Here is a 25,707-nt window from a genome sequence, read left to right as displayed (position 1 = left end):
CAGCTATCTGCAAGGGCAACTGCCGGCCTACATGGTCCCCGTGGCCTACGTGCACCTCGATGAACTGCCCCTGACCCCCAACGGCAAGCTCGACCGCAAGGCCTTGCCGGCCCCGGAACACGATGCACTGATCACCCGTGGCTACGAAGCCCCCCGGGGCGAAGTTGAAACCGCCCTGGCGCAGATCTGGCAGGACCTGCTCAAGGTCGAGCGCGTCGGTCGTCACGATCACTTCTTCGAACTGGGCGGCCACTCCCTGCTGGCCGTCAGCCTGATCGAACGGATGCGTCAGGCCGGCCTGAGTGCCGATGTGCGTATCCTGTTCAATCAATCGACCCTGGCTGCGCTGGCGTCGGCCATCGGTGGCGGCAGCGAAGTGAGTGTCCCGGCAAACCTGATTCCTTCGGATTGTGAACACGTCACCCCGGCCATGCTGCCACTGGTATCGCTGGACCAGGATGCCATTGACCGTATCGTCGCGACGGTACCGGGCGGTGCGGCCAATGTGCAGGACATCTATCCGTTGGCGCCGTTGCAGGAGGGCATCCTCTATCACCACCTGGCGGCCGAACAGGGTGACCCCTACGTGCTGCAAGCGCAGTTCGCCTTCGACACCCGCGAACGCCTGGACGATTTCACCCAGGCCTTGCAAGGCGTGATCGATCGCCACGACATCCTGCGCACAGCCATGGCCTGGGAGGGCTTGGACGAGCCGGTGCAAGTGGTCTGGCGCAACGCGTCGCTCGGCGTCGAGCAGGTGTTGCTGCGGGATGAGGACGGTGACATCGCCGGTCAGTTGCAAGCACGCTTCGATGCGCGGCACCACCGCTTGGATATCCGCCAGGCGCCGTTGATGTGCATCCGCTTTGCTCAGGATGCAGCCCACCAGCGTTGGGTAGCGACCCTGTTGTTTCATCACATGGCGCTCGATCACACCGCACTGGAAGTGGTGCGCCATGAGATGCAGGCGCACTTGCTCGGACAGGCCGGGCAGTTGGCGGCGGCGATGCCTTATCGCAACTATGTGGCCCAGGCGCGCCTGGGCGTCAGCCAGCAGGAGCACGAAGGTTTCTTCCGCGACATGCTTGGCGATGTGGACGAGCCGACGTTGCCGTTCGGCCTGCACGATGTGCAAGGCGCAGGACAGGGGATCGAAGAAGCCACGTTGGCGCTCGCCAGCAGCTTGAGTCATGACCTGAGGACTCAGGCACGCCGGCTTGGTGTGAGCGCGGCAAGTCTGGTCCACTTGGCCTGGGCGCAGGTGCTGGGCCGTGTATCGGGCCGGGACGACGTGGTGTTCGGCACCGTGCTGATGGGCCGGATGCAGGGCGGCGAGGGCGCCGACCGCGCCCTGGGGATGTTCATCAACACCTTGCCGCTACGGGTGAACCTGGGGCAGGCCGCCGTCCGTGCAGGCGTGAGAGCGACCCATGGCCGCTTGACCGCGCTGCTCGGGCATGAGCATGCGTCCCTGGCACTGGCGCAGCGTTGCAGTGGGGTGGCGGCACCGACGCCGCTGTTCAGTGCGTTGCTCAACTACCGTCACACCGATGCGAACCAGGCCCCGTCTGCCTGGAGCGGTATTGAGGTGCTCAGTGGTGAAGAACGGACCAACTACCCGCTGATGCTGTCGGTGGACGATCTGGGCGAAGGTTTCAGCCTCACCGTCCAGGTGGTGAGCGGGATCGGCGCGCCGCGGATCTGTGCCTATATGGAAACCGCGCTGGCGAGTCTGGCCCGGGCGCTGGAGTATGCGCCTGAGTCGTCGCTGGCCGATCTGCCGATTCTACCCGCAGCGGAGCGTGAGCAACTGCTGGTGGCGTTCAACGCCACCGAGGCCGAGTATCCGCTGGAGCAGACCGTTCATGGGTTGTTCGAGCAGCAGGTGCAGCGCACGCCGGACGCAGTGGCCGTGCGGCATGGCGAGCAACGCCTGAGCTATAGCGAGCTGAACGAGCAAGCCAACCGCCTGGCGCATTACCTGCGCGGGCAGGGCGTGCGGCCGGACTCGCGGGTGGCGATCTGTGTCGAACGCGGTATCGACATGGTGGTCGGGCTGCTGGCGATTCTTAAGGCGGGCGGTGGGTACGTACCGCTGGATCCGGCTTATCCAGCGGATCGGATTGCCTACATGCTGGAAGACAGCGCTCCGGCCGTGGTCCTGGTCCAATCGGCAACGGTTGGTTTGTTGGCCGGTGCTTCGATGCCGGTGATCGATCTCGGTAGCGGGCGCTGGCAGGACGAATCCGTCTCGAATCCAGAGATTGCAGGGCTGACCTCGTCGCATCTGGCCTATGTGATCTACACCTCCGGTTCGACCGGTTTGCCGAAAGGCGTGATGATCGAACACCGCAACACGGTGAACTTCCTGACCTGGGCCCATCGGTCGTTCGATGCCCAAACCCTGTCGAAAACCCTGTTCTCGACCTCGCTGAACTTCGACCTGGCGGTCTACGAGTGCTTCGCGCCGTTGACTAGCGGCGGCAGTATCGAGGTGGTCACTAATGTGCTGGAACTGCAACAGGGCGAGCACGACATCACCCTGATCAACACCGTGCCGTCGGCGCTCAAGGCGTTGCTGGAATCCGGTGGTTTGAGCGAGGGCGTGGATACGGTGAACGTGGCCGGTGAAGCCCTCAAGCGCAGTCTGGTGGAGGCACTGTTCGAACAGACCTCAGTCAAGCGCTTGTGCAACCTCTATGGTCCTTCGGAAACCACGACCTATTCCAGTTGGGTCTCCATGGCCCGGGAAGACGGCTTTGACGCCCATATCGGCAAGCCGGTCGCGAACACCCAGTTCTACCTGCTGGATGAGCATAAGCAGCCGGTGCCATTGGGTGTTCCTGGGGAAATCTATATCGGTGGTGTCGGTGTGGCTCGGGGTTATCTGAACCGCGATGACCTCACCGCCGAACGCTTCCTGAAAGATCCATTCAGTGCTGTTCCAAACGCCCGCATGTACAAGACCGGCGACCTCGGCCGCTATCTCCCGGACGGCAATATCGAATACCTGGGCCGTAACGACGACCAGGTGAAGATCCGTGGTTTCCGCATCGAACTGGGCGAGATCGAAGCCAAGCTCGCTCAACACGACGCCGTGAAGGAGGCGGTGGTGCTGGCCCGCGAAGACGTACCGGGCGATAAGCGCCTGGTGGCCTATTTCACCCAGTCAGAAGCGGTGGACATCGAGACCCTGCGCAGCCACCTGCAAGGGCAATTGCCGGAATACATGGTGCCTGTGGCCTATGTGCGTCTCGATGCCATGCCGTTGACCCCTAACGGCAAGCTCGACCGCAAGGCCTTGCCGGCCCCGGAACACGATGCACTGATCACCCGTGGTTACGAAGCCCCGCAAGGCGAAACAGAGATTGCCCTGGCACAACTCTGGTCCGAGGTGCTCAAGGTCGAGCGCGTCGGCCGTCATGACCACTTCTTCGAACTCGGTGGTCATTCCCTGCTGGCCGTCAGCCTGATCGAGCGGATGCGCCAGGCCGGCTTGAGCGCCGACGTGCGCGTGCTGTTCGGCCAGCCGACGTTGATGGCGCTGGCGGCAGCGGTGGGCAGTGGCAGCGAAATCGTGGTGCCGGACAACGGTATCCCGCCGGGTTGCACGCGGATCACCCCCGACATGCTCACACTGACCCACCTGGATCAGGAGGCCATCGACCATATCGCGTCGAAAGTGCCGGGTGGCATGGGCAACGTACAGGATATCTACCCGCTGGCGCCGTTGCAGGAAGGCATCCTCTATCACCATCTGGCTGCCGAACAGGGCGACCCCTATGTATTGCAGTCGCAGTTCGCCTTCGACAACCGCGCGCGCCTGGATGAGTTTGTCCAGGCCCTGCAAGTGGTGATCGATCGCCACGACATCCTGCGTACCGCCATCGTCTGGGAGGGCCTCGATGAACCTCAGCAAGTGGTCTGGCGCGAGGCGCGTCTGGGGCTGGAGGCGTTCGTTGCGGATCCACAGGCCGGTGCCGTCAGCGAACAACTGCACAGTCGTTTCAATGCCCGGCACTATGCCCTTGACCTGACCCAGGCCCCGCTGATGCGCCTGGCGTTCGCGGAAGATCAGCCCAACCAGCGCTGGATCGCGATGCTGCTGTTCCATCACATCGCCCTCGATCATGCGGCGATGAAAGTGGTGCAGCGCGAAATGCTGGCGTATCTGCAGGGTCAGGCTGACCAGTTGGACACCCCCGCGCCGTACCGCAACTATGTGGCTCAGGCCCGCCTGGGGGTGAGTCGTGAAGAACATGAAGGCTTCTTCAGCGACATGCTCGGCGATGTGGATGAGCCGACGCTGCCGTTTGGCCTGCACGATGTACAGGGCGACGGTGACGATATCGAGACGGCGACACAGCTGCTCGACAGCGACCTGAGCCGTCGCCTGCGGCGTCTGGCCCGCCAGTCGGGCGTGGGCGCGGCGAGCCTGCACCACTTGGCCTGGGCGCAGGTGCTGGGCCGGGTCTCGGGCAGGAGCGATGTGGTATTCGGCACGGTCCTGATGGGCCGGATGCAGGGCGGCGAAGGGGCCGATCGTGCGTTGGGCATGTTCATCAATACCCTGCCGCTTCGCGTCGGTGTCGATGAGCGGGACGTCAAGGCCGGCGTCAAGGAAGTGCACGGTCGACTGACCGCCCTGTTGGGGCATGAGCATGCCCCATTGGCACTGGCCCAGCGTTGCAGCGCTGTGGCCGCGCCGACGCCGCTGTTCAGTGCCTTGCTCAACTACCGTAACTCCAGCGAACAAGCCAACGGACAGGACACCCTGGCGGCCTGGCAGGACATCGAAACCCTGGGCGGTGAAGCACGCACCAACTATCCGCTGACCCTGTCGGTGGATGACCTGGGTGAAGACTTCGCCTTGACCGTCCTGGCCAGCCACGGCGTGGGCGCGCAGCGGATCTGTGCCTACATGGAAACCGCCCTGCACAGCCTGGCCAAGGCCCTGGAGTTCAACCCCACGACATGCCTGCACAGTCTGGAGGTGCTGCCGCAAGTCGAGCGCCGGCAAGTGTTGATGGGGTTCAACGCCACTTGCCGTCGTTATCCGCAGCACCGGACCGTCAATGACTTGTTCGAAGTACAGGTGCAGGCGCATCCCGATGCCGTTGCCGTGGTCCATGACGAGCAACGCCTGACTTACCGCGACCTCAATGCCAGGGCCAACCGCCTGGCCCGTCATCTGATCGGTCTGGGTACTCAATTGGGCGACAGCGTGGCTATTGGCTTGGCACGTTCGAGCGACCTGCTGGTCAGTCAATTGGCCGTGCTCAAATGTGCTGCCGTCTATGTGCCGCTGGATATCAACGCACCGGTCGAGCGCCAGCAATTCATGGTCCAGGACAGTGGCGCACAGCTGGTGTTGACCCTGAGCACGCTGGTTGTGCCTGAAGGTGTGCAACGGGTGGACCTGGATACCGTCGAGCTGGACGAGTTTGCCGATAACCTGGACCTGACCCAGGATGCCGAGTCGGTTGCGTACATCATGTACACCTCCGGTTCCACCGGGATGCCGAAGGGCGTGCTGGTGCCGCATCGGGCGATCAACCGCTTGGTGATCAACAACGGCTACGCCGATTTCAACCAGCAGGACCGGGTGGCGTTCGCCTCCAACCCGGCCTTCGATGCCAGTACCCTCGACGTCTGGGCGCCGTTGCTCAACGGCGGCTGCGTGGTGGTGGTCGAGCAGGATGTGTTGCTGTCCCGGGAGCGGTTCGCGGCGCTGTTGACCGAGCAATCGGTCAGCGTGTTGTGGATGACCGCCGGGCTGTTCCACCAGTACGCCGACGGCCTGCTGCCGGTGTTCAAGCAACTGCGTTACCTGATCGTGGGTGGCGATGTATTGGATCCGGCGGTAATCGCGCGCGTGCTCAAAGATGGCGCACCGCAACATCTGCTCAACGGCTATGGCCCGACCGAAGCCACGACGTTTACCACCACTTATGAAATCAAGAACGTGGGCGAGGGCGGTATCCCTATCGGTCGACCTATCGGCAACACCCGCGTCTACGTGCTGGATGCGAACCAGCAGCCGGTGCCGGTGGGTGTGGCGGGTGAGTTGTACATCGGTGGCGATGGCGTAGCGAAAGGCTACCTGAACCGTCCGGAACTGACCGCCGAGAAATTCGTTGCCGATCCGTTCAGCGCCGATCCGGCGGCCTTGCTCTACCGCACCGGCGACCTGGCGCGCTGGCGTGCCGACGGCGCCGTGGATTACCTGGGTCGCAACGACGATCAGGTGAAGATCCGTGGCTTCCGCATCGAACTGGGCGAGATCGAAGCCCGACTCGCACAACATGATGCTGTGAGGGACTGCGTGGTCCTGGCCCGCGAAGACGTGCCGGGTGAGAAACGCTTGGTGGCTTACTTCACTCAAGCGCAGGACGTGGACATCGAGGCGTTGCGCGCCCATCTGCAAGGGCTACTGCCGGAGTACATGGTGCCGGTGGCCTACATGCGCCTCGACGCATGGCCGCTGACCGCCAACGGCAAATTGGATCGTCGCGCACTGCCGGCGCCGGATCTTGACTCACTCGCCACACGGGCCTATGAGGCCCCGCAAGGCGAAGTCGAAGCCACGTTGGCACAGCTATGGCAAGACCTGCTCAACGTCGAGCGCATCGGTCGTCATGATCATTTCTTCGAGCTGGGCGGTCACTCGCTGTTGGCGGTGACGTTGATCGAGCGCATGCGCCAGGCCGGTTTGAGCGCTGACGTGCGGGTGCTGTTCAGCCAGCCGACCCTGGCGGCGCTGGCCGCGGCCGTCGGCAGCGGCAAGGAGGTCAAGGTGCCTGCGAACCTGATCGCCTGCGGCTGTGAACGGATTACGCCAGCCATGCTCACGCTGATCCAGCTTGATCAGGAAGCAATTGACCGGGTCGTGGCAACGGTGCCGGGCGGCGCGCGCAATGTGCAGGACATCTACCCGTTGGCGCCGCTGCAGGAAGGTATCCATTACCATCACCTGGCCGCCGAGCAGGGCGATCCCTATGTGTTGAAAATCCTGTTTGAAGTATGCAGTAGGGATCGGCTGTCGGCCTTTGCAGATGCGTTGCAGCATGTCATCGACCGGCACGACATCCTCCGTACCAGCGTGGTGTGGCAAGGGTTCGATTCGCCAATGCAAGTGGTCTGGCGCAACGCGCCGCTGGCGGTGGATGAGGTGGCGCTGGCAGCCGGGGCGGGCGATGTCGCTACCCTGTTGCAGGAGCGTTTCGATCCACGGCATTACCGTCTCGATATCACCCGGGCGCCCATGATGCGCCTGGTGTTTGCCCAGGACGCGGCCAACCAGCGTTGGGTCGCCATGCTGCTGTTCCACCATATGGCGCTGGACCACACCGCCATGGAGGTGGTGCGGCACGAGATGCAGGCACATCTGTTGGGCGAGGCCGAGCCGCTGGCCGCGGCTGTGCCGTATCGCAACTATGTGGCCCAGGCTCGCCTGGGCGTGAGCCAAGCGGAGCACGAAGCGTTCTTCCGCGAGATGCTCGGTGATGTAGACGAGCCGACGCTGCCGTTCGGTCTTCAGGATGTGCAGGGGGATGGACGGGATATCGAGGAAGCCAGGCTGCCTGTCGACCTGTCGTTGAGCCTGCGTCTGCGAGCCCAGGCGCGCCAGCTCGGCGTGAGTGCGGCCAGCCTGGTTCACCTGGCCTGGGGGCAGGTGCTGGGCCAGGTGTCCGGCAAACCGGATGTGGTGTTCGGCACCGTACTGATGGGGCGGATGCAGGGTGGCGATGGGGCTGATCGGGCGCTGGGCATGTTCATCAACACCTTGCCGTTGCGGGTGGATGTGGGCGACCAGGGCGTGCGTGACGGCGTGAAGGCCACTCACGCCCGGTTGACCGGCCTGCTGGGGCACGAGCATGCCTCCCTGGCGCTGGCCCAGCGTTGCAGCGGCGTAGCCGCGCCGATGCCGTTGTTCGGTGCGTTGCTCAATTATCGGCATAGCGCGGTTGACGAGCATTCGAGCGAGACCCTGGCCGGTTGGGAAGGCATCGAGACCCTCGACATCGAAGAACGCACCAACTATCCGCTGAGCCTCTCGGTGGACGACCTGGGCGAAGGCTTCGGCCTGACGGCGCTGGCTGTACCGCAGATCGGCGCACAGCGGGTCTGTGTCTATATGAACGTCGCGCTGGAACATTTGGTGGAGGCCCTGGAGCAGGCACCGCAGACGCGATTGGACAGTCTGTCGATCCTGCCGGCGGAGGAGCGCCAGCAGGTGGTGGCAGACTTCAACGCGACCACTCGCAGCTATCCACGGGACAGCACCGTCCATGGCCTGTTCGAAGCCCAGGTGCAGGCGCATCCCGACGCCGTTGCCGTGGTCCATGCCGGGCGTGACCTGACTTACCGCGAACTCAACGCCAGGGCCAACCGCCTGGCCCGTCATCTGATCGGTCTGGGTACTCAATTGGGCGACAGCGTGGCTATTGGCTTGGCACGTTCGAGCGACCTGCTGGTCAGTCAATTGGCCGTGCTCAAATGTGCTGCCGTCTACGTGCCGCTGGATATCAACGCACCGGTCGAGCGCCAGCAATTCATGGTCCAGGACAGTGGCGCACGGTTGGTGCTGACCCTGAGCACGATGGTTGTGCCTGAAGGTGTGCAACGGGTGGACCTGGATAACGTCGAGCTGGATGAATCCGCCGATAACCTCGATCTGACCCTGAGCGCCGAATCAGTCGCGTACATCATGTACACCTCCGGTTCCACCGGAATACCGAAGGGTGTGCGGGTGCCGCATCGGGCGATCAACCGCTTGGTGATCAACAACGGCTACGCCGATTTCAACCAGCAGGACCGGGTGGCGTTCGCCTCGAACCCGGCCTTCGATGCCAGTACTCTCGATGTGTGGGCGCCGTTGCTCAACGGCGGTTGCGTGGTGGTGGTCGAGCAGGATGTATTGTTGGACCAGGAGCGCTTTGCGGCGCTGTTGACCGAGCAGTCGGTCAGTGTGCTGTGGATGACCGCTGGGTTGTTCCACCAGTACGCCGCGGGCATGCTGCCGGTGTTCAAACAGCTGCGCTACCTGATCGTGGGCGGAGATGTGCTCGATCCGGCGGTGATCGGTCGCGTCTTGAAAGACGGCGCGCCGCAGCATCTGCTCAACGGCTATGGTCCGACAGAAGCCACGACGTTCACGACCACGTATGAAATCCAAACCGTGGGCGAGGGTGGTATCCCGATTGGTTGTCCTATCGGCAACACCCGCGTCTACGTGCTGGATGCGAACCAGCAGCCCGTGCCGATGGGCGTGACCGGCGAGCTGTACATCGGCGGTGACGGTGTCGCTCTCGGCTATCTGAACCGCCCCGAGCTGACCGTCGAGAAGTTTGTCGCCGACCCGTTCTGCGCCGATCCGGCGGCCTTGCTCTACCGCACCGGCGACCTGGCGCGCTGGCGCACGGACGGCACCGTGGATTACCTGGGGCGTAACGACGACCAGGTGAAGATCCGTGGTTTCCGTATCGAACTGGGCGAGATCGAGGCGCGGCTGGGCCAGTGCGTCGGCGTGAAAGACGCCGTGGTGCTGGCGCGGCAGGATGAAGCCGGGCCGAAACGCCTGGTGGGTTATGTGATTCCGGAAGCGGACGTCAGCCTGTCGGTACACGACCTGCGCAGCCAGTTGGCAAGCACGCTGGCCGAGTACATGGTCCCCAGCGCCTTTGTGGTGCTGCCATCCTTCCCATTGACTGCCAACGGCAAGCTGGACCGCCGCGCGCTGCCGGCCCCGGATGCCGATGCCTATGCCAGTCGCGAATACGAAGCCCCACTGGGCGAGATCGAAACCACCCTGGCCCGGCTCTGGGCCGAGGTGCTCAAGGTCGAGCAGGTGGGGCGTCACGACCACTTCTTTGAACTCGGTGGCCATTCGCTGCTGGCAGTGACCCTGATCGAGCGCATGCGCCAGGTCGGTTTGAGCGCCGATGTGAGGGTGCTGTTCAGTCAGCCGACCCTGGCGGCGCTGGCGGCCGCCGTCGGCAGCGGCAAGGAAGTCGAGGTGCCGGCGAATCTCATCGAGTCCGGCTGTGGGCGCATCACCCCGGCCATGCTGCCGTTGGTGAGCCTCGACCAGGAAACGATCGACCGGATCGTCGCCACCGTTCCGGGTGGCGCGTCCAATGTGCAGGACATCTACCCGCTGGCGCCGCTACAGGAAGGCATCCTCTATCATCACCTGGCCGCCGAACAGGGCGACCCCTATGTGCTGCAATCGCAGTTCGCCTTTGACAACCGTGAGCGTCTCGACGCGTTCGTCGACGCGTTGCAGGGGGTGATCGACCGTCACGACATCCTGCGCACCAGCGTGGCCTGGGAAGGTCTGGACGAACCGCTGCAGATGGTCTGGCGCAAGGTCCTGCTGGAGCCGCAATGCTTCGAAGCCGATGCCACGGCCGGCGATGTCGCCACGCAACTGGCGAGCCGCTTCGATGCTCGCCATTATCGCCTGGACCTACGTCGAGCACCGATGCTGCAGCTGGTCTATGCCCAGGATGAAGCTCAGGCGCGTTGGGTGGCGACCCTGCTGTTCCACCACATGGCGCTGGACCACACTGCGCTGGAAGTGGTGCAACACGAGATGCAGGCGCACTTGATCGGCGAGGCCGGGCAACTGACTGAAGCCGTGCCGTATCGCAACTACGTGGCCCAGGCCCGACTGGGCATGAGCGAGGCGGAACACGAGGCGTTCTTCCGCGAGATGCTGGCTGACGTCGATGAGCCAACGCTGCCCTTCGGGTTGGCACAGGTGCAAGGCGACGGACGCGGCATCGGGGAAGTAAGCGAAGCGCTCGGTCAAGCGCTGAGCCTTCGTCTGCGGACCCAGGCGCGACTGCTCGGTGTGAGCGCCGCGAGCCTGGTCCATCTGGCCTGGGCCCAGGTCTTGAGCATGGCGACCGGACAGAAAGAAGTGGTGTTCGGCACGGTATTGCTGGGCCGGATGCAGGGCGGCGAAGGAGCCGACCGGGCGCTGGGCATGTTCATCAATACCTTGCCGGTCTGTGTGCCGGTGGATGAGCAGAGTGTGCGTGACGCGGTCCGCATGACCCACGGGCGCTTGACCGGCCTGTTGGGCCACGAGCATGCGTCGCTGGCCCTGGCTCAGCGTTGCAGCGGCGTGGCCGCGCCAACCCCGCTGTTCAGCGCACTGCTGAATTATCGGCACAGTGCGACTCAGATAACGGACGAAGTGTTGTCGGCCTGGAGCGGCATGCAGAGGCTGTCCAGCGAGGAACGGACCAACTATCCGCTGACATTGAATGTCGATGACCTGGGTGACGATTTCAGCCTGACGGTCCAGGTGGATGCGCAGCTCAGTGCCCAACGCATCAGTGGCTATATGCAGGTTGCCCTGCAAAGCCTGGTGGATGCCTTGGAGTACGCCCCGCAAACGCCGATGCACAGCCTGACGGTGTTGCCTGCGGCCGAGCGTCGGCAGTTGCTGGAGACCTGGAATGCTTCGGACGCGGTGTATGCCGATGATGCATTGATCCACGGGCAATTCGAGGCCTGGGCGGCGGCGCAACCCGACGCCGTGGCTGTGGTGTTCGAGGACCGCACGCTGACCTACGGCGAACTCAACACACGGGCCAACCAGCTCGCCCATCGCCTGCTGGCCCTGGGCATTCGTCCGGATGACCGGGTGGCGATCTGCGTCGAGCGTGGCCTGGACATGATTGTCGGCCTGTTGGGCATCCTCAAGGCGGGTGCCGGTTATGTGCCGCTGGATCCGGCTTATCCTCAGGAGCGCCTGGCGTTCATGCTCGACGACTGCGCGCCGGTGGCATTGCTCACCCAGTCGCATCTGTTAGCTCATCTGCCCGGGCTGTCTGCCTCCGTATTGCTGCTCGATCAGCCTGAAACAGCGGGTATCGCGCAACAACCGCAGCACAACCCTGGTCTCGAGACGCTGACGTCCCGGCACTTGGCCTATGTGATCTACACCTCCGGTTCCACTGGTTTACCGAAAGGGGTAATGGTCGAGCATCGCAACGTCGCGCGACTGTTCTCGGCCACGCAACCATGGTTCGACTTCGGCCCGCATGACGTCTGGGCGTTGTTCCATTCCTTCGCCTTCGACTTCTCGGTCTGGGAAATCTGGGGCGCGCTGACCCATGGCGGTCGTTTGTTGGTGGTGCCGCAACTGGTCAGCCGTTCGCCACAGGACTGCTACGCACTGTTGTGCGAGGCGGGCGTCACGGTGCTGAACCAGACGCCAAGCGCGTTCCGCCAGTTGATCGGGGCCCAGGGCGAAAGCGACTTGAGCCACTGCCTGCGCCAGGTGATCTTCGGCGGCGAAGCATTGGAAACCGGCATTCTCAAGCCGTGGTACGCCCGGGCAATCAATGCCGGTACGCAACTGGTGAACATGTACGGCATCACCGAGACCACCGTGCACGTGACCTACCGTGCACTGTGCGCGGCGGATGCCCAACTGGTCGGCGTCAGCCCGATTGGCGGGCGTATTCCCGACCTGCAACTGTACGTGCTCGACGCGCGGCGCGAGCCGGTACCAGTGGGCGTGGTGGGTGAAATGTACGTCGGTGGTGCGGGTGTGAGCCGCGGTTACCTGAACCGCGACGAACTGACCGCCGAGCGTTTCCTGAAGAACCCGTTCAGCGATGAACCGAACGCCCGCATGTACAAGACCGGCGACCTCGGTCGCTGGCTGGCGGACGGTAGCATCGAATACCTGGGCCGTAACGATGACCAGGTGAAGATCCGTGGCTTCCGTATCGAATTGGGTGAGATCGAAGCAACACTGGCGGCCTGTGCGGGTGTCAGCGAAGCGGTGGTCATCGCCCGCGAAGACGAGCCGGGCGACAAGCGCTTGGTGGCTTATGTCATCGCCAAGGAAGACGTGCAGCCATCCGCTGCCGACCTGCGTGCCGAGTTGTTGGGTTCGCTGGCGGACTACATGGTGCCGAGTGCCTTCGTGATGCTCGAAGCCTTCCCGTTGACCACCAACGGCAAGCTGGACCGTAAGGCCTTGCCGGCACCGGATCGGTCGGCGGTGGCAACCCGTGAATACGAAGCTCCGCAGGGGACGGTCGAGACGACCATCGCCGCTCTATGGCAAGACCTGCTGGACCTGGAGCGGATCGGACGCCATGACAACTTCTTCGAATTGGGCGGTCATTCGCTGCTGGCGGTGAAGTTGATCGAGCGCATGCGTCAGGTCGACCTGAGCGCCGACGTCCGGGTGTTGTTCGGTCAGCCGACCCTGGCTGCGTTGGCTGCGGCCGTGGGCGGTGTCCACGAAGTCGTGGTGCCGGCCAACCTCATTCCCGCTGGCTGCACGCGAATCACCCCGGACATGCTGCCCCTGGCCGATCTGGACCAGGACGCCATCGAGCGGATCGTTGCCACGGTGCCCGGCGGCGTCGCCAATGTGCAGGACATCTATGCCCTGGCGCCGTTGCAGGAAGGCATTCTGTATCACCATCTCGCCGCCGCCCAGGGCGATCCCTACCTGCAATATGTGATGTTCGGTTTCGACAGCTTCACGCGCCTGGAAAGTTTTGCCGAGGCGTTGCAAGCGGTCGTTGCCCGCCACGACATCCTGCGCACCGGTGTGATCTGGGAAGGCCTGCCCGAGCCGGTGCAGGTAGTCTGGCGCGATGCTCGGTTGCAGGTCGAATCGGTGTCGCTGGATCCGGCGGCAGGCGATATCGCCATGCAACTGCACCAGCGTTTCGATCCGCGGCACTATCGCCTGGACATCCGCCAGGCGCCGCTGATGCGCATCGCTTATGCGCAAGACCCGGCGAACCAGCGCTGGGTGGCGATCCTACTGTTCCATCATTTGGTGGACGACGCGACGTCGCTGGCGGTGCTGTCTGCGGAAATCGAGGCGCACATGCTCGACGAGGGGCAGCACCTGTCGGCCTCTGTGCCGTATCGCAACTACGTGGCCCAGGCCCGCCTGGGTGTGAGCTCTGAGGCTCATGAAGCGTTCTTCCGCGACATGCTGGGTGACCTCGACGAACCGACGCTGCCGTTCGGCTTGCAGGATGTGCAAGGCGACGGCAGTGGCATCGAAGAGCTTCGCCAGGACGTCGATGCCGATCTGAGTCGACGGGTGCGAGCCCAGGCCCGTCAGTTGGGCGTGAGCGCGGCCAGCCTGTATCACTTGGTCTGGGCGCAGGTGCTGGGCAAGGTGTCGGGCAAGGAGGACGTGGTGTTCGGGACCGTGCTGGTGGGCCGGATGCAGGGCGGCGAGGGTGCCGACCGGGCGCTGGGGATGTTCATCAATACCTTGCCGCTGCGGGTGAGCCTGGGGCAAACCGCTGTCGGTGCGGGCGTGAAGGCAACCCATGCACGCTTGACCGCGTTGCTCGGCCATGAGCACGCCTCGTTGGCCCTGGCGCAACGTTGCAGCGGCGTGGAAGCACCGACGCCGTTGTTCAGTGCCTTGCTCAACTACCGCCATACCGGCGCGCTGACCTCGACCGAGGCGCTGTCGGCCTGGAGCGGTATCCAGGTGCTCGGTGGTGAAGAGCGGACCAATTACCCGTTGACCTTGAACGTCGACGACCAAGGCGAGGCATTCAGTTTCACGGTCATGACGCCGGCACGCATTGGTGCGCAGCGCCTGTGCGGCTACGTGCAACAGACGCTGGAAAGTCTGATCGTGATGCTGGAGCAGACACCTGAAGCGCCGTTGCATCGGTTGTCCATCCTGCCCCACGACGAACGCCGCAAGTTGCTGCTGGAATTCAATGCCAACGAAGCCGATGACCTGCAGCAATCGTTCATTCACGAGCTGTTCGAAGCCCAGGCGCATCGCACGCCTGAGGCCGTGGCGGTGGTGCATGGCGAACAACGCCTGAGTTATCGCGAGCTGAATGCCCGGGCTAATCGGTTGGCGCATTACCTGCGTAAACAGGGCGTACAGCCGGATTCGCGGGTGGCGATCTGTGTCGAGCGTAGCGCGGACATGGTGGTCGGCCTGCTGGCGGTGCTCAAGGCCGGCGGTGGCTATGTACCGCTGGATCCGGCTTACCCGGCGGATCGCCTGGCCTACATGCTGGAAAACAGCGCACCGATTGCCGCACTCACGCAAGCCCGGACCAGGGGCCTGCTGTCCCACGGGGCGGTGCCACTGATCGACCTGGATGCCGGTGTCTGGCAGGACGAACCGGACCACGACCCACAGGCAACGGATCTGACGCCGGGCCACCTGGCCTACGTGATCTACACCTCTGGCTCCACCGGGCTGCCAAAAGGTGTGATGGTCGAACATCGCGGCTTGAACAACCTGCTGGACTGGTACCTCGACGACCTGGCCTTCCATGCCGGCGATGCGGTGCTGCTGGCCTCGTCCTATAACTTCGACCTGACCCAGAAGAATATCCTCGCCCCGTTGATGGTCGGCGCCTCGTTGCACCTGGCCGAAGAACCGTTCAACCCGAGCGCCATCGTCGCCCAGGTCGCCGAGGCCGGGATCACCCACCTCAACATGTCCCCCAGCGCCTTCCATGCACTGGTGGACGCCGATCGCCACGCGTCACTGGCCTGCCTGAAACGGGTGGTACTGGGTGGCGAACCGATCCAGGTCGCCATGCTGGAAAAACTGCCGCTGCCACGGCCAGCGATCATCAACAGCTACGGGCCCACCGAGTGCAGTGACGTGGTTGCCTGGCACACCGTCGATCCCGATCTGGACACCTACCGCAACCGCTCGATTCCGATCGGCCGACCGATCCGCAACATGCAATTGCATGTGCTGGACAGTTACGGCCAGTTGGTGCCGGTGGGCGTTCCCGGTGAGATCCACATCGGTGGCGTCGGCGTGGCACGCGGTTACCTCAATCTGCCGCAGCTCAGCGCCGAACGCTTCATCGCCGACCCGTTCAGCGAGCGGGCCGATGCCCGCCTGTACAAGACCGGCGACATTGGCCGCTGGCTGCCCGACGGCACCCTGCAATACCTGGGGCGTAACGACGATCAGGTGAAGATCCGCGGTTTCCGCATTGAACTGGGGGAGATCGAAGCCAGGCTCGCCCAGCACGAGGTGGTGAAGGAGGCCGTGGTCCTGGTCCGTGAAGAGGTGCCGGGCGACAAGCGCCTGGTGGCCTGGTTCACCGCCTGTTCGCCGGACGAAACGACGGACATCGAGGCACTGCGTGTCTACCTGCTGGCACACCTGCCGGCCCATATGGTGCCGATGGCCTACGTGCGCCTCGACGCATTGCCGTTGAGCCCTAACGGCAAGCTCGACCGCAAGGCGTTGCCGGCACCGGATCTGACGTCGGTCATCACCCGTGGTTACGAAGCCCCGATCGGCGAAACCGAAATCAATCTGGCCCGCCTGTGGGCCGAGGTCCTCAACGTGGAACGCGTTGGCCGTCACGATCACTTCTTTGAGCTGGGCGGGCACTCTTTGCTGGCCGTCAGCCTGATGGAGCGGATGCGCCAGGAGGGCATGGAAGCCGATGTACGGACGCTGTTCGAGCAACCCACGCTCTCGGAATACGCGGCCATGACAGAAAAAATGGAGATTGTCCTGTGAGTGTGATCGAACTGTTGGCGACATTAAAAGAAAAAGACGTACAGCTTTCGGTCAACGGCGACCAGCTCGTTGTACGGGGCCGGAAACAGTCATTGAAGGAGCCGGCGGTACTGGCCTTGTTGCGAGAGCACAAAGCCAAACTGATCGAGTTGATCAACAGCGGCGAGTATGACGACGGCAAGACCGCTGAGGTCGACATTCCAGCCAATGGCATTGCTGTCGATTGCGCTCGGATCACGCCAGAAATGCTGCCGCTGGTCACACTGGATCAACCGACCCTCGATCGCGTCGTCGCCACGGTGCCGGGCGGGGCGGCCAATGTGCAGGATATCTATCCGCTGGCACCCTTGCAGGAAGGGATCCTCTATCACCACTTGACCGCGACCCAGGGCGATCCCTATGTCCTGCAGGCGCATTTCAGCATCAGCAATCGCGAGCGTCTGTCGGACTTTGTCGATGCCCTGCAACACGTGATCGATCGCCATGACATCCTGCGCACGGCCATCGTCCGCGAGAATCTGGAGGCACCGCTCCAGGTGGTCTGGCGCCAGGCTCGACTGGGCGTCAAGGACATCAGCGCCGAGCTGGCCGAGGGCGACGTCCTTACGCAACTGCAAGCCCGTTTCGACCCTCGTCACTATCGCCTGGATCTCAGCCAGGCACCGCTGCTGTTGCTGGTGTGTGCCGAGGACCCCGCCAACCAGCGCTGGGTCGCCATGCTGTTGTTTCATCACATGGCTCTGGACCATGCCGCATTGGCGGTCGTGCAGAACGAAATGCAAGCCTGGTTGATGGGACAGGCCGGGCAGTTGCAGCCGGCTATCCCTTACCGTAACTATGTGGCGCGAACCCGCCAGGCGGGTCAGCGCCAGGCCGATGAGGCGTTCTTCAGCAAGATGCTGGGTGATCTGGATGAGCCGACCTTGCCGTTCGGCCAGCAGGATGTGCTGGGCGACGGCAGCGCCATCGAAGAGCACCATCAACCGCTGAGCCAGGAGCTCAGTCGCCGGGTGCGGATGCAGTCGCGTCAGCTCGGGGTCAGCGCGGCAAGCATCTTCCATCTGGCCTGGGCCCAGGTGCTGGGCTGCGTCTCGGGGCGTGAAGATGTGGTGTTCGGTACCGTGATGCTGGGGCGCATGCAGGCCGGTGAAAGCCTGAGCCGGGCGCTGGGCATGTTCATCAATACCTTGCCGTTGCGGGTGGGCGTGGGCGCGCAGAGCGTGCGCGACGGGGTGAAAAGCACCCATGGCTGGCTGAGCGCCTTGCTCAGTCATGAATATGCCTCCCTGGCCCTGGCACAACGGTGCAGCGGCGTGGCGGCGCCGGCGCCGCTGTTCAGCGCACTGTTGAACTACCGCCACAGCGCGGGTGCGGACCAGGTTCCCGGGCCGGAAGTGCTCCAGGCCTGGGAGGGTATTGAAGCCCTGAGCGCGCAGGAACGGACCAACTATCCGCTGATCCTCTCGGTGGATGATTTCTCCGATGACTTTGCCTTGGAGGTGCAGGCGAGCGGGCAGATCGGTGCACAACGCATCTGCAATTACATGCAGGCGGCGCTCGAGTACTTGATCACCGCACTGGAATGCGCTCCGGAGTCACTGCTCAACGACCTGTCGGTGCTGCCGCAGGAGGAGCGCGAGCGAGTCTTGCAGTCATTCAACCACACCGATCGCGCTTATCCGCAGGCGCAAACGGTTCATGCCTTGTTTCAGGCGCAGGCGCAGGCCCGTCCGGATGCGCTGGCGGCAGTACAGGCAGGACAGACCCTGACCTACCGTGAACTGAATACCAAAGCCGATGGCTTGGCCCGGCATCTGATTGACCTCGGTGTGCGGCCCCAGGATACGGTGGCCATCGTGCTGCCGCGCTCGCTGGACCTGTTGATCAGTCAACTGGCGATCCTCAAGTGCGCGGCGGTCTACCTGCCGCTGGACGTCAATGCACCCGCGGAGCGCCAGCAGTTCATGCTGCAGGACAGTCGGGCCGTGCTGGTGTTGACCCACGGTACCGAGAGCCTGGCCGATGGCGTGCGGCGGGTGGATCTCGATAGCCTCGACCTGGAGGGACTGCCGACCTGGAACGGGGCGCCGCCGCAGTCGAGCGAAGCACCGGCCTATATCATGTACACCTCCGGCTCCACTGGCACACCGAAAGGCGTGCTGGTGCCGCACCGGGCCATTTCCCGGCTGGTCATCAACAACGGCTATGCCGACTTCAACGAGCAGGATCGCGTGGCGTTCGCTTCGAACCCGGCTTTCGACGCCAGCACCCTGGAAGTCTGGGCACCGTTGCTCAATGGCGGTTGTGTGATTGTGGTGGAGCAGGACGTATTGCTGTCCCAGGAACGGCTGCCAACGTTCCTGCTTGAACAGTCGGTCAATGTGTTGTGGATGACGGCGGGGCTGTTTCACCAGTACGCCGCCAGCCTGATGGCAGTGTTCAGGCAACTGCGCTACCTGATCGTCGGCGGCGATGTGCTGGATCCGACCGTGATTGGCCGCGTCCTGGAACACGGCGCACCGGAGCATCTGCTCAACGGCTACGGACCAACGGAAGCCACCACCTTCTCGACCACCTACGAGATCAAGTCGGTCGACGCGGGCAGCATTCCGATTGGTCGTCCGATCGGCAACACTCGGGTCTACCTGCTGGACGCCCAGCATCGGCCCGTGCCCCACGGTGTACCCGGCGAGTTGTATATCGCCGGCCTGGGCGTTGCGAACGGCTATTTGAACCGGCCGGAGCTGACCGCCGAGAAGTTCATCCCTGATCCGTTCAACCCACAGGCCTTGATGTACCGCACCGGTGACCTGGGGCGCTATTTACCAGACGGCAACATCGAATACCTGGGCCGGAACGACGGTCAGGTGAAAATCCGCGGGTTCCGCATCGAGCCGGGCGAGATCGAAGCCCGACTGGCACAACACGAGAGCGTAAAAGACGCGGCGGTACTGGTTCGTGAAGACGTGCCGGGGGAAAAGCGCCTGGTCGCCTACTTCACATTGCAACCGCCTTGCGACAACGTGGATATCGAAGCGCTGCGCACCCACCTGCAAACCCGCTTGCCGGATTACATGGTACCGGCTGCCTATGTGCGGCTCGATGCCTTGCCACTGACTGCCAACGGCAAGCTCGATCGCAAGGCCTTGCCGATGCCGGACCAGGCGTCGATCCTGACGCGCGGTTATGAGGCGCCCGTGGGCGAAACCGAAACCCTCCTGGCGAAGTTGTGGACGCAGATCCTCAATGTCGAGCGGGTGGGGCGTCACGATCACTTTTTCGAACTGGGCGGTCACTCCCTGCTGGCGGTCAACCTGATCGAGCAGATGCGCCAGGTCGGCTTGAGCGCCGATGTACGGGTGTTGTTCGGCCAACCGACCCTAGCGGCACTGGCCGCGGCGGTGGGCAGCGGCAATGAAGTCCAGGTGCCGGCCAACGGTATCGCTCCCGGTTGTGAACGGATCACCCCGGACATGTTGCCCCTGGCCACATTGACCCAGGATGCCATCGACTGGATCGTCGCAACGGTGCCGGGCGGTGCCGCGAATGTCCAGGACATCTACCCGCTGGCGCCCCTGCAGGACGGTATTCTTTATCACCACCTCTCGGCGCAACAGGGCGACCCCTATGTGCTGCAGGCGATGTTCGCCTTCCAGGACAAGCCGCGCCTGGATGCCTTCGCGCAAGCGCTGCAAGGCGTGATCGATCGCCACGACATTCTGCGGACTTCGGTGCTGTGGGAGGGGTTGGAACAGCCGATGCAGGTGGTCTGGCGCAAGGCCGTCCTGAGCGTCGAACCGTTCGATGCACAAGCATCGGATGGCGACGTCGTGGCCCAGCTGCATTCGCGCTTCGATTCCCGTCATCATCGCCTCGATATCCGCCAGGCTCCGCTGATGTGTCTTCGATTTGCCCATGACCCGCTCAACGAGCGCTGGGTGGCGATGCTGTTGTTCCACCACATCGCCCTGGACCATACCGCGTTGGACGTGGTGCAACAGGAAATGCAGATGCACCTGCTGGGGCAGCAGGAACAATTGCCGGCAGCGATGCCGTACCGCAATTACGTGGCCCAGGCGCGCCTGGGTATCAGCGAGGAACAGCACGAGGCCTTTTTCCGGGACATGCTCGGTGATGTCGATGAGCCGACGCTGCCCCTCGGTTTGCAGCAGGTGCAGGGTGACGGTCGCGGTATCGAGGAAGCGCGGCTCGCGGTGAATGCCGATTTGAGTCGCCGTCTGCGGGCCCAGGCACGCCGGATGGGCGTGAGTGCCGCCAGCCTTCACCATCTGGCCTGGGCACAGGTGCTGGGGCGCTTGTCCGGGCGCGAGGATGTGGTGTTCGGCACCGTACTGATGGGGCGGATGCAGGGCGGCGAAGGCGCCGACCGGGCCCTGGGGATGTTCATCAACACCTTGCCGCTGCGGGTGATGCTGGATGAACAGGGCGCGGAGGCCGGGGTCAAGGCGGTCCACGAGCGGCTGACTGCATTGCTTGGTCATGAGCATGCTTCGCTGGCCCTGGCGCAACGTTGCAGCCGCGTCGCGGCTCCGGCCCCGCTGTTCAGTGCCTTGCTGAACTATCGGCACAGCGCCGCCGGGGGCATCTCGGCGCAGGCCACGGCCGCCTGGCAGGGCATGGAAGCCCTGGACAGCGAAGAACGCACGAACTATCCGCTGGCGCTGTCGGTGGACGACCTGGGCGACGGCTTTTCCCTGAGTACCCTGGTGTCGCAAGGCGTTGGCGCAAGCCGCATCTGTGCGTATATGCACACCGCGCTCGAGCGGTTGGTGCAGGCGCTGGAGCAAGCGCTGCAAACCCCGCTCAACCGTCTGGAAATCCTGCCGCAGATCGAGCGCGACCAGTTGCTGGTGGACTTCAACGCCACCCGGCGCATCTATCCTCAGGACGAGACCGTGCTGGCGCTGTTCGAGGCCCGGGCGGCCCTCTTGCCGCAGGCAATTGCGGTGAAACATGGACAGCGGCAAGTGACTTATGGGGAGCTGAACGCGCAAGCGAACCGCCTGGCCCATCACTTGATCGGTCTTGGCGTGCAACCGAACGACTGTGTGGCGATCTTGTTGCCGCGTTCGATCGATCTGCTGACCAGCCAGTTGGCCATTCTCAAGTGCGCGGCGACCTACGTCCCGCTGGACCGGAATGCTTCGCTGGAGCGGCAGGGATTCATGCTCGCGGATTGCCGGGCACTCTTTGTATTGTCGTCCAGCAGCGAGTCGATACCCCCGAACGTGCGCCGCGTTGACCTGGACACGCTGGAACCGCACGGGGCCAGCCACAATCCAGGGCTTGAACAGTCCAGCGAGTCGATTGCCTACATCATGTACACCTCAGGCTCCACGGGGCAGCCCAAGGGCGTACTGGTTCCACACCGGGCAATCAATCGGTTGGTGATCAACAACGGTTATGCCGACTTCAATGAGCATGACCGGATCGCCTTTGCCTCCAATCCGGCGTTCGACGCCAGTACCATGGACGTGTGGGGCGCGCTGCTCAACGGTGGGCAGGTGGTGGTGATCGACCATGAGACGCTGCTTGAGCCGGCACGTTTCGCCCAGGTGCTGAGTGACTCGGGGGCCACGGTGTTGTTCGTGACCACGGCGATCTTCAATCAGTACGTGCAACTGATTCCTGAGGCCATGGCTGGTCTGCGTATTCTGCTGTGCGGTGGCGAACGGGCCGATGTGGCGTCGTTCCGGCGCCTGCTGAGCCTGGCGCCGGCGTTGCGCCTGGTGCATTGCTATGGCCCGACTGAAACCACCACCTACGCCACTACGCTGGAAGTGAAGGCGGTGGCCGAAGACGCGCAGAGCGTGCCGATTGGCGGACCGATCTCCAATACCCAGGTGTACGTGCTGGACGCGCGTCAGCAACTGGTTCCGTTGGGTGTCGTCGGCGAAATCTACATCGGCGGCAAAGGCGTGGCGAAGGGGTATCTGAACCGCCCCGACCTCACTGCGGAGAAATTCATTGCCGATCCGTTCAGCGACGAGCCTGGTGCGTTGTTGTACCGCACGGGCGACCTTGGCCGCTGGTTGCCGGAAGGCAGCCTGGAGTGCCTGGGGCGTAACGACGATCAAGTGAAGATCCGGGGTTTCCGGATCGAACTGGGTGAAATCGAAGCCAGACTGGTCACCTGTGCAGGGGTGCAGGATGCCGTGGTGATGGTGCGGGCTGATGAATCGGGCGAGAAACGCCTGGTGGCCTATGTCGTTGCGCAGCCGGAAGTCACGTTGACTGTGGCCGGGCTGCGGGAGCAGTTGTCCGCAACCCTGGCCGAGTACATGGTGCCCGGCGCGTTCGTGTTCCTGCCGCTTTTCCCTCTGACACTCAACGGCAAGGTGGACCGCAAGGCGCTGCCCGCGCCGCATGCCGAGGCCTACGCGAGCGAAGCCTACGAGGCGCCGCAGGGGGAAATCGAACAGACCCTGGCCGGCTTGTGGGTGGACCTGTTGAAGGTGGAACGGGTCGGCCGTCACGATCATTTCTTCGAACTGGGCGGTCATTCGCTGCTGGCGATGAGGTTGATCGAGCGGATGCGTCAGGCCGGTCTGTCGGTAGACGTGCGCGACCTGTTCAGCCAGCCAACGCTACGGGCATTGGCCGCTGCGGTGGGTGGGCATCGCGATGTGGTGGTACCGGCCAATGCCATTGTCGAAGGTTGCGAGCGGATCACCCCGGACATGTTGCCACTGGCCATTCTGAGCCAGGAGGCCATCGACCGGATCGTGGCGAGCGTGCCGGGTGGTGCGGGCAACGTCCAGGACATCTACCCCCTGGCGCCGTTGCAGGAAGGCATCCTGTATCACCATCTGACCGCAAACAGAGGTGACCCCTACGTGTTGCAGACGCTGTTCGGTTTTGATGACCGCAGTCGTCTGGACAGCTTCGCCCAGGCGTTGCAGCAGGTGATCGATCGCCATGACATCCTCAGGACATCGATGGCTTGGGAAGGGCTCGACGAACCGGTGCAGGTCGTGTGGCGTCGGGCGCAACTCAGCTTCGAGGCATTCGAACCGGAAGCTGACGGCGCAGAAGTTGTTGCACAAATGTATGAGCGTTTCGATGCCCGTCATTACCGGCTGGATATGCGCCAGGCGCCGTTGTTGCGCCTGGTGTTCGCCGAAGATGTCGCCAATCAGCGCTGGGTGGCGATGCTGTTGTTCCATCACTCGGTGCTGGACCATACCGCGCTGGAGGTGCTGGAGCGGGAAATGCAGGCCCACTTGCTCGGCAGGGCCGACCAGTTGGGTGCTGCGGTGCCTTACCGCAACTACGTGACCCAGGCGCGCCTCGGCGTCAGCCAGGAGGAGCACGAAGGGTTCTTCCGCGACATGCTTGGCGATATCGATGAGCCGACGCTGCCGTTCGGCCTGCGGGATGTGCAAGGTGACGGTAACGGCGTGGAGGAGGTAAAGCTGGCGCTGGAGGCGGGGCTGTGTCGTCGTCTTCGTGGCCAGGCGCGGCAGTTGGGTGTCAGTGCGGCGAGCCTGATGCATTTGGCCTGGGCACAGGTGCTGGGCCGTGTCAGCGGACGCGACGAAGTGGTCTTCGGCACGGTGCTGCTGGGTCGGATGCAAGGCGGAGAGGGTGCCGATCATGCGCTGGGCATGTTCATCAATACCCTGCCGTTGCGGGTGAGCCTGGTTGGGTGCGGTGTGCGGGAGGGTGTGAAAACCACGCATCAACGGCTCACCGCACTGCTCGGTCATGAACACGCTCCGCTGGCCCTGGCCCAGCGTTGCAGTGGCGTGGTAGCGCCGACGCCGCTGTTCAGTGCCATGCTCAATTATCGCCATTGCTCGGTCGAAGTCACCGCGCAGATGGTGTCGGCGTGGCAGGGGATCGAGTCCATCGGTGGTGAGGAACGTACCAACTACCCGTTGACGCTGGCCGTGGATGATGAGGGCGAAGGGTTCAGCCTGGTGGTGCAGGTGGCGCGCGGAATCGGTGCGCAACGCATCGGTGAGTACATGCAAACCACCCTCGAGAGCCTTGTAACCGCACTGGAGCAAGGATCCGACACGCCGCCGTACGAGCTGGAGAGCCTGCCGGCAGTCGAGCGCCAACACCTGCTGGAAGCGTTCAACGCCACGGCCGTCGACTATCCGCAAGGGTTGACCTTGCACGGTCTGTTCGAAGCGCAGGCACTGGCGTCACCAGACGGCATTGCAGTGGTGGCTGACGCAGAGCAGCTGAGTTACGCGCAGTTGAACCACCGTGCCAACCAGATCGCCCACCGGTTGCTTGCCCTGGGCATTCGCCCGGATGACCGCGTGGCTGTCTGCATGGACCGCAGCACGGACATGGTCGCGGCGCTGCTGGGCATCCTGAAAGCGGGCGCCGCCTACGTGCCGCTCGACCCGGATTATCCGGCCGACCGTTTGGCCTACATGCTGGAAAACAGCGCCCCAGCCGTGGTGCTGATCCAACGCGCCTTGCAGGCGAGCCTGCCCGCGACCGACGCCAGGGTGATGGTGTTCGAAGACGAAGACTGCGCCACGCAGCCGACCGGCAATCCGCAGGTCTCGGGCCTGCATGCCTGCCATTTGGCCTACGTCATCTACACCTCCGGTTCGACCGGCCTGCCCAAAGGCGTGATGAACGAGCATGGCGCGGTGGTCAACCGCCTGCTGTGGATGCAGGACGCCTACACACTGAGCGCCGCGGACGCGGTGCTGCAGAAGACCCCGTTCAGCTTCGACGTCTCGGTGTGGGAGTTCTTCTGGCCGCTGTTCACCGGCGCGCGGCTGGTGATGGCGCGTCCGGGCGGGCATCGCGATCCGGCGTACCTGCGCGAAGTGATCCAGACCCAAGGCATCACCACGATGCACTTCGTACCGTCGATGCTGGACGTATTCCTGGCCCATGGCGAGGCTGGCGAGTGCGAGGGGTTGCGCCAGGTGATGTGCAGCGGCGAAGCCTTGCCGGGCCATCTGGTGCGGCGCTTCAAGGCGCAATTGCCACGGACGTCTTTGCACAACCTGTATGGACCGACCGAAGCGGCCGTCGACGTGACGGCGTGGGACTGTTCCGGTGCCGAGACGCCGGACAGCACGCCGATCGGCAAGCCGATCGCCAACACCCGGATCTACCTGCTCGACGCCCACCAGCAACCGGTGCCTATGGGCGTGGCCGGGGAGATCTACATCGGTGGC

The 25,707-nt window shown here is 63.7% G+C and carries 2 protein-coding genes; both read left to right on the top strand.

Annotated elements, in window-relative coordinates; all coding sequences use genetic code 11:
* The first annotated feature begins 40 nt into the window (after nucleotides 1-40).
* Nucleotides 41-16,531: an amino acid adenylation domain-containing protein gene (locus FGE05_RS29360; RefSeq protein ID WP_373682533.1), complete on the top strand. Its 16,491-nt coding sequence runs from the start codon at nucleotides 41-43 to the stop codon at nucleotides 16,529-16,531.
* On the top strand, nucleotides 16,528-25,707 hold a 9,180-nt coding region (locus FGE05_RS29355), incomplete at its 3' end, for a non-ribosomal peptide synthetase (protein WP_176563048.1). The genes FGE05_RS29360 and FGE05_RS29355, both read left to right, overlap by 4 nt.

This window comes from Pseudomonas sp. ICMP22404, from assembly GCF_006227205.1.
Classification (GTDB): domain Bacteria; phylum Pseudomonadota; class Gammaproteobacteria; order Pseudomonadales; family Pseudomonadaceae; genus Aquipseudomonas.
The sequence above is the reverse complement of the archived record's forward strand: the minus strand, read 5'-3'. Positions and strand labels throughout refer to the sequence as shown.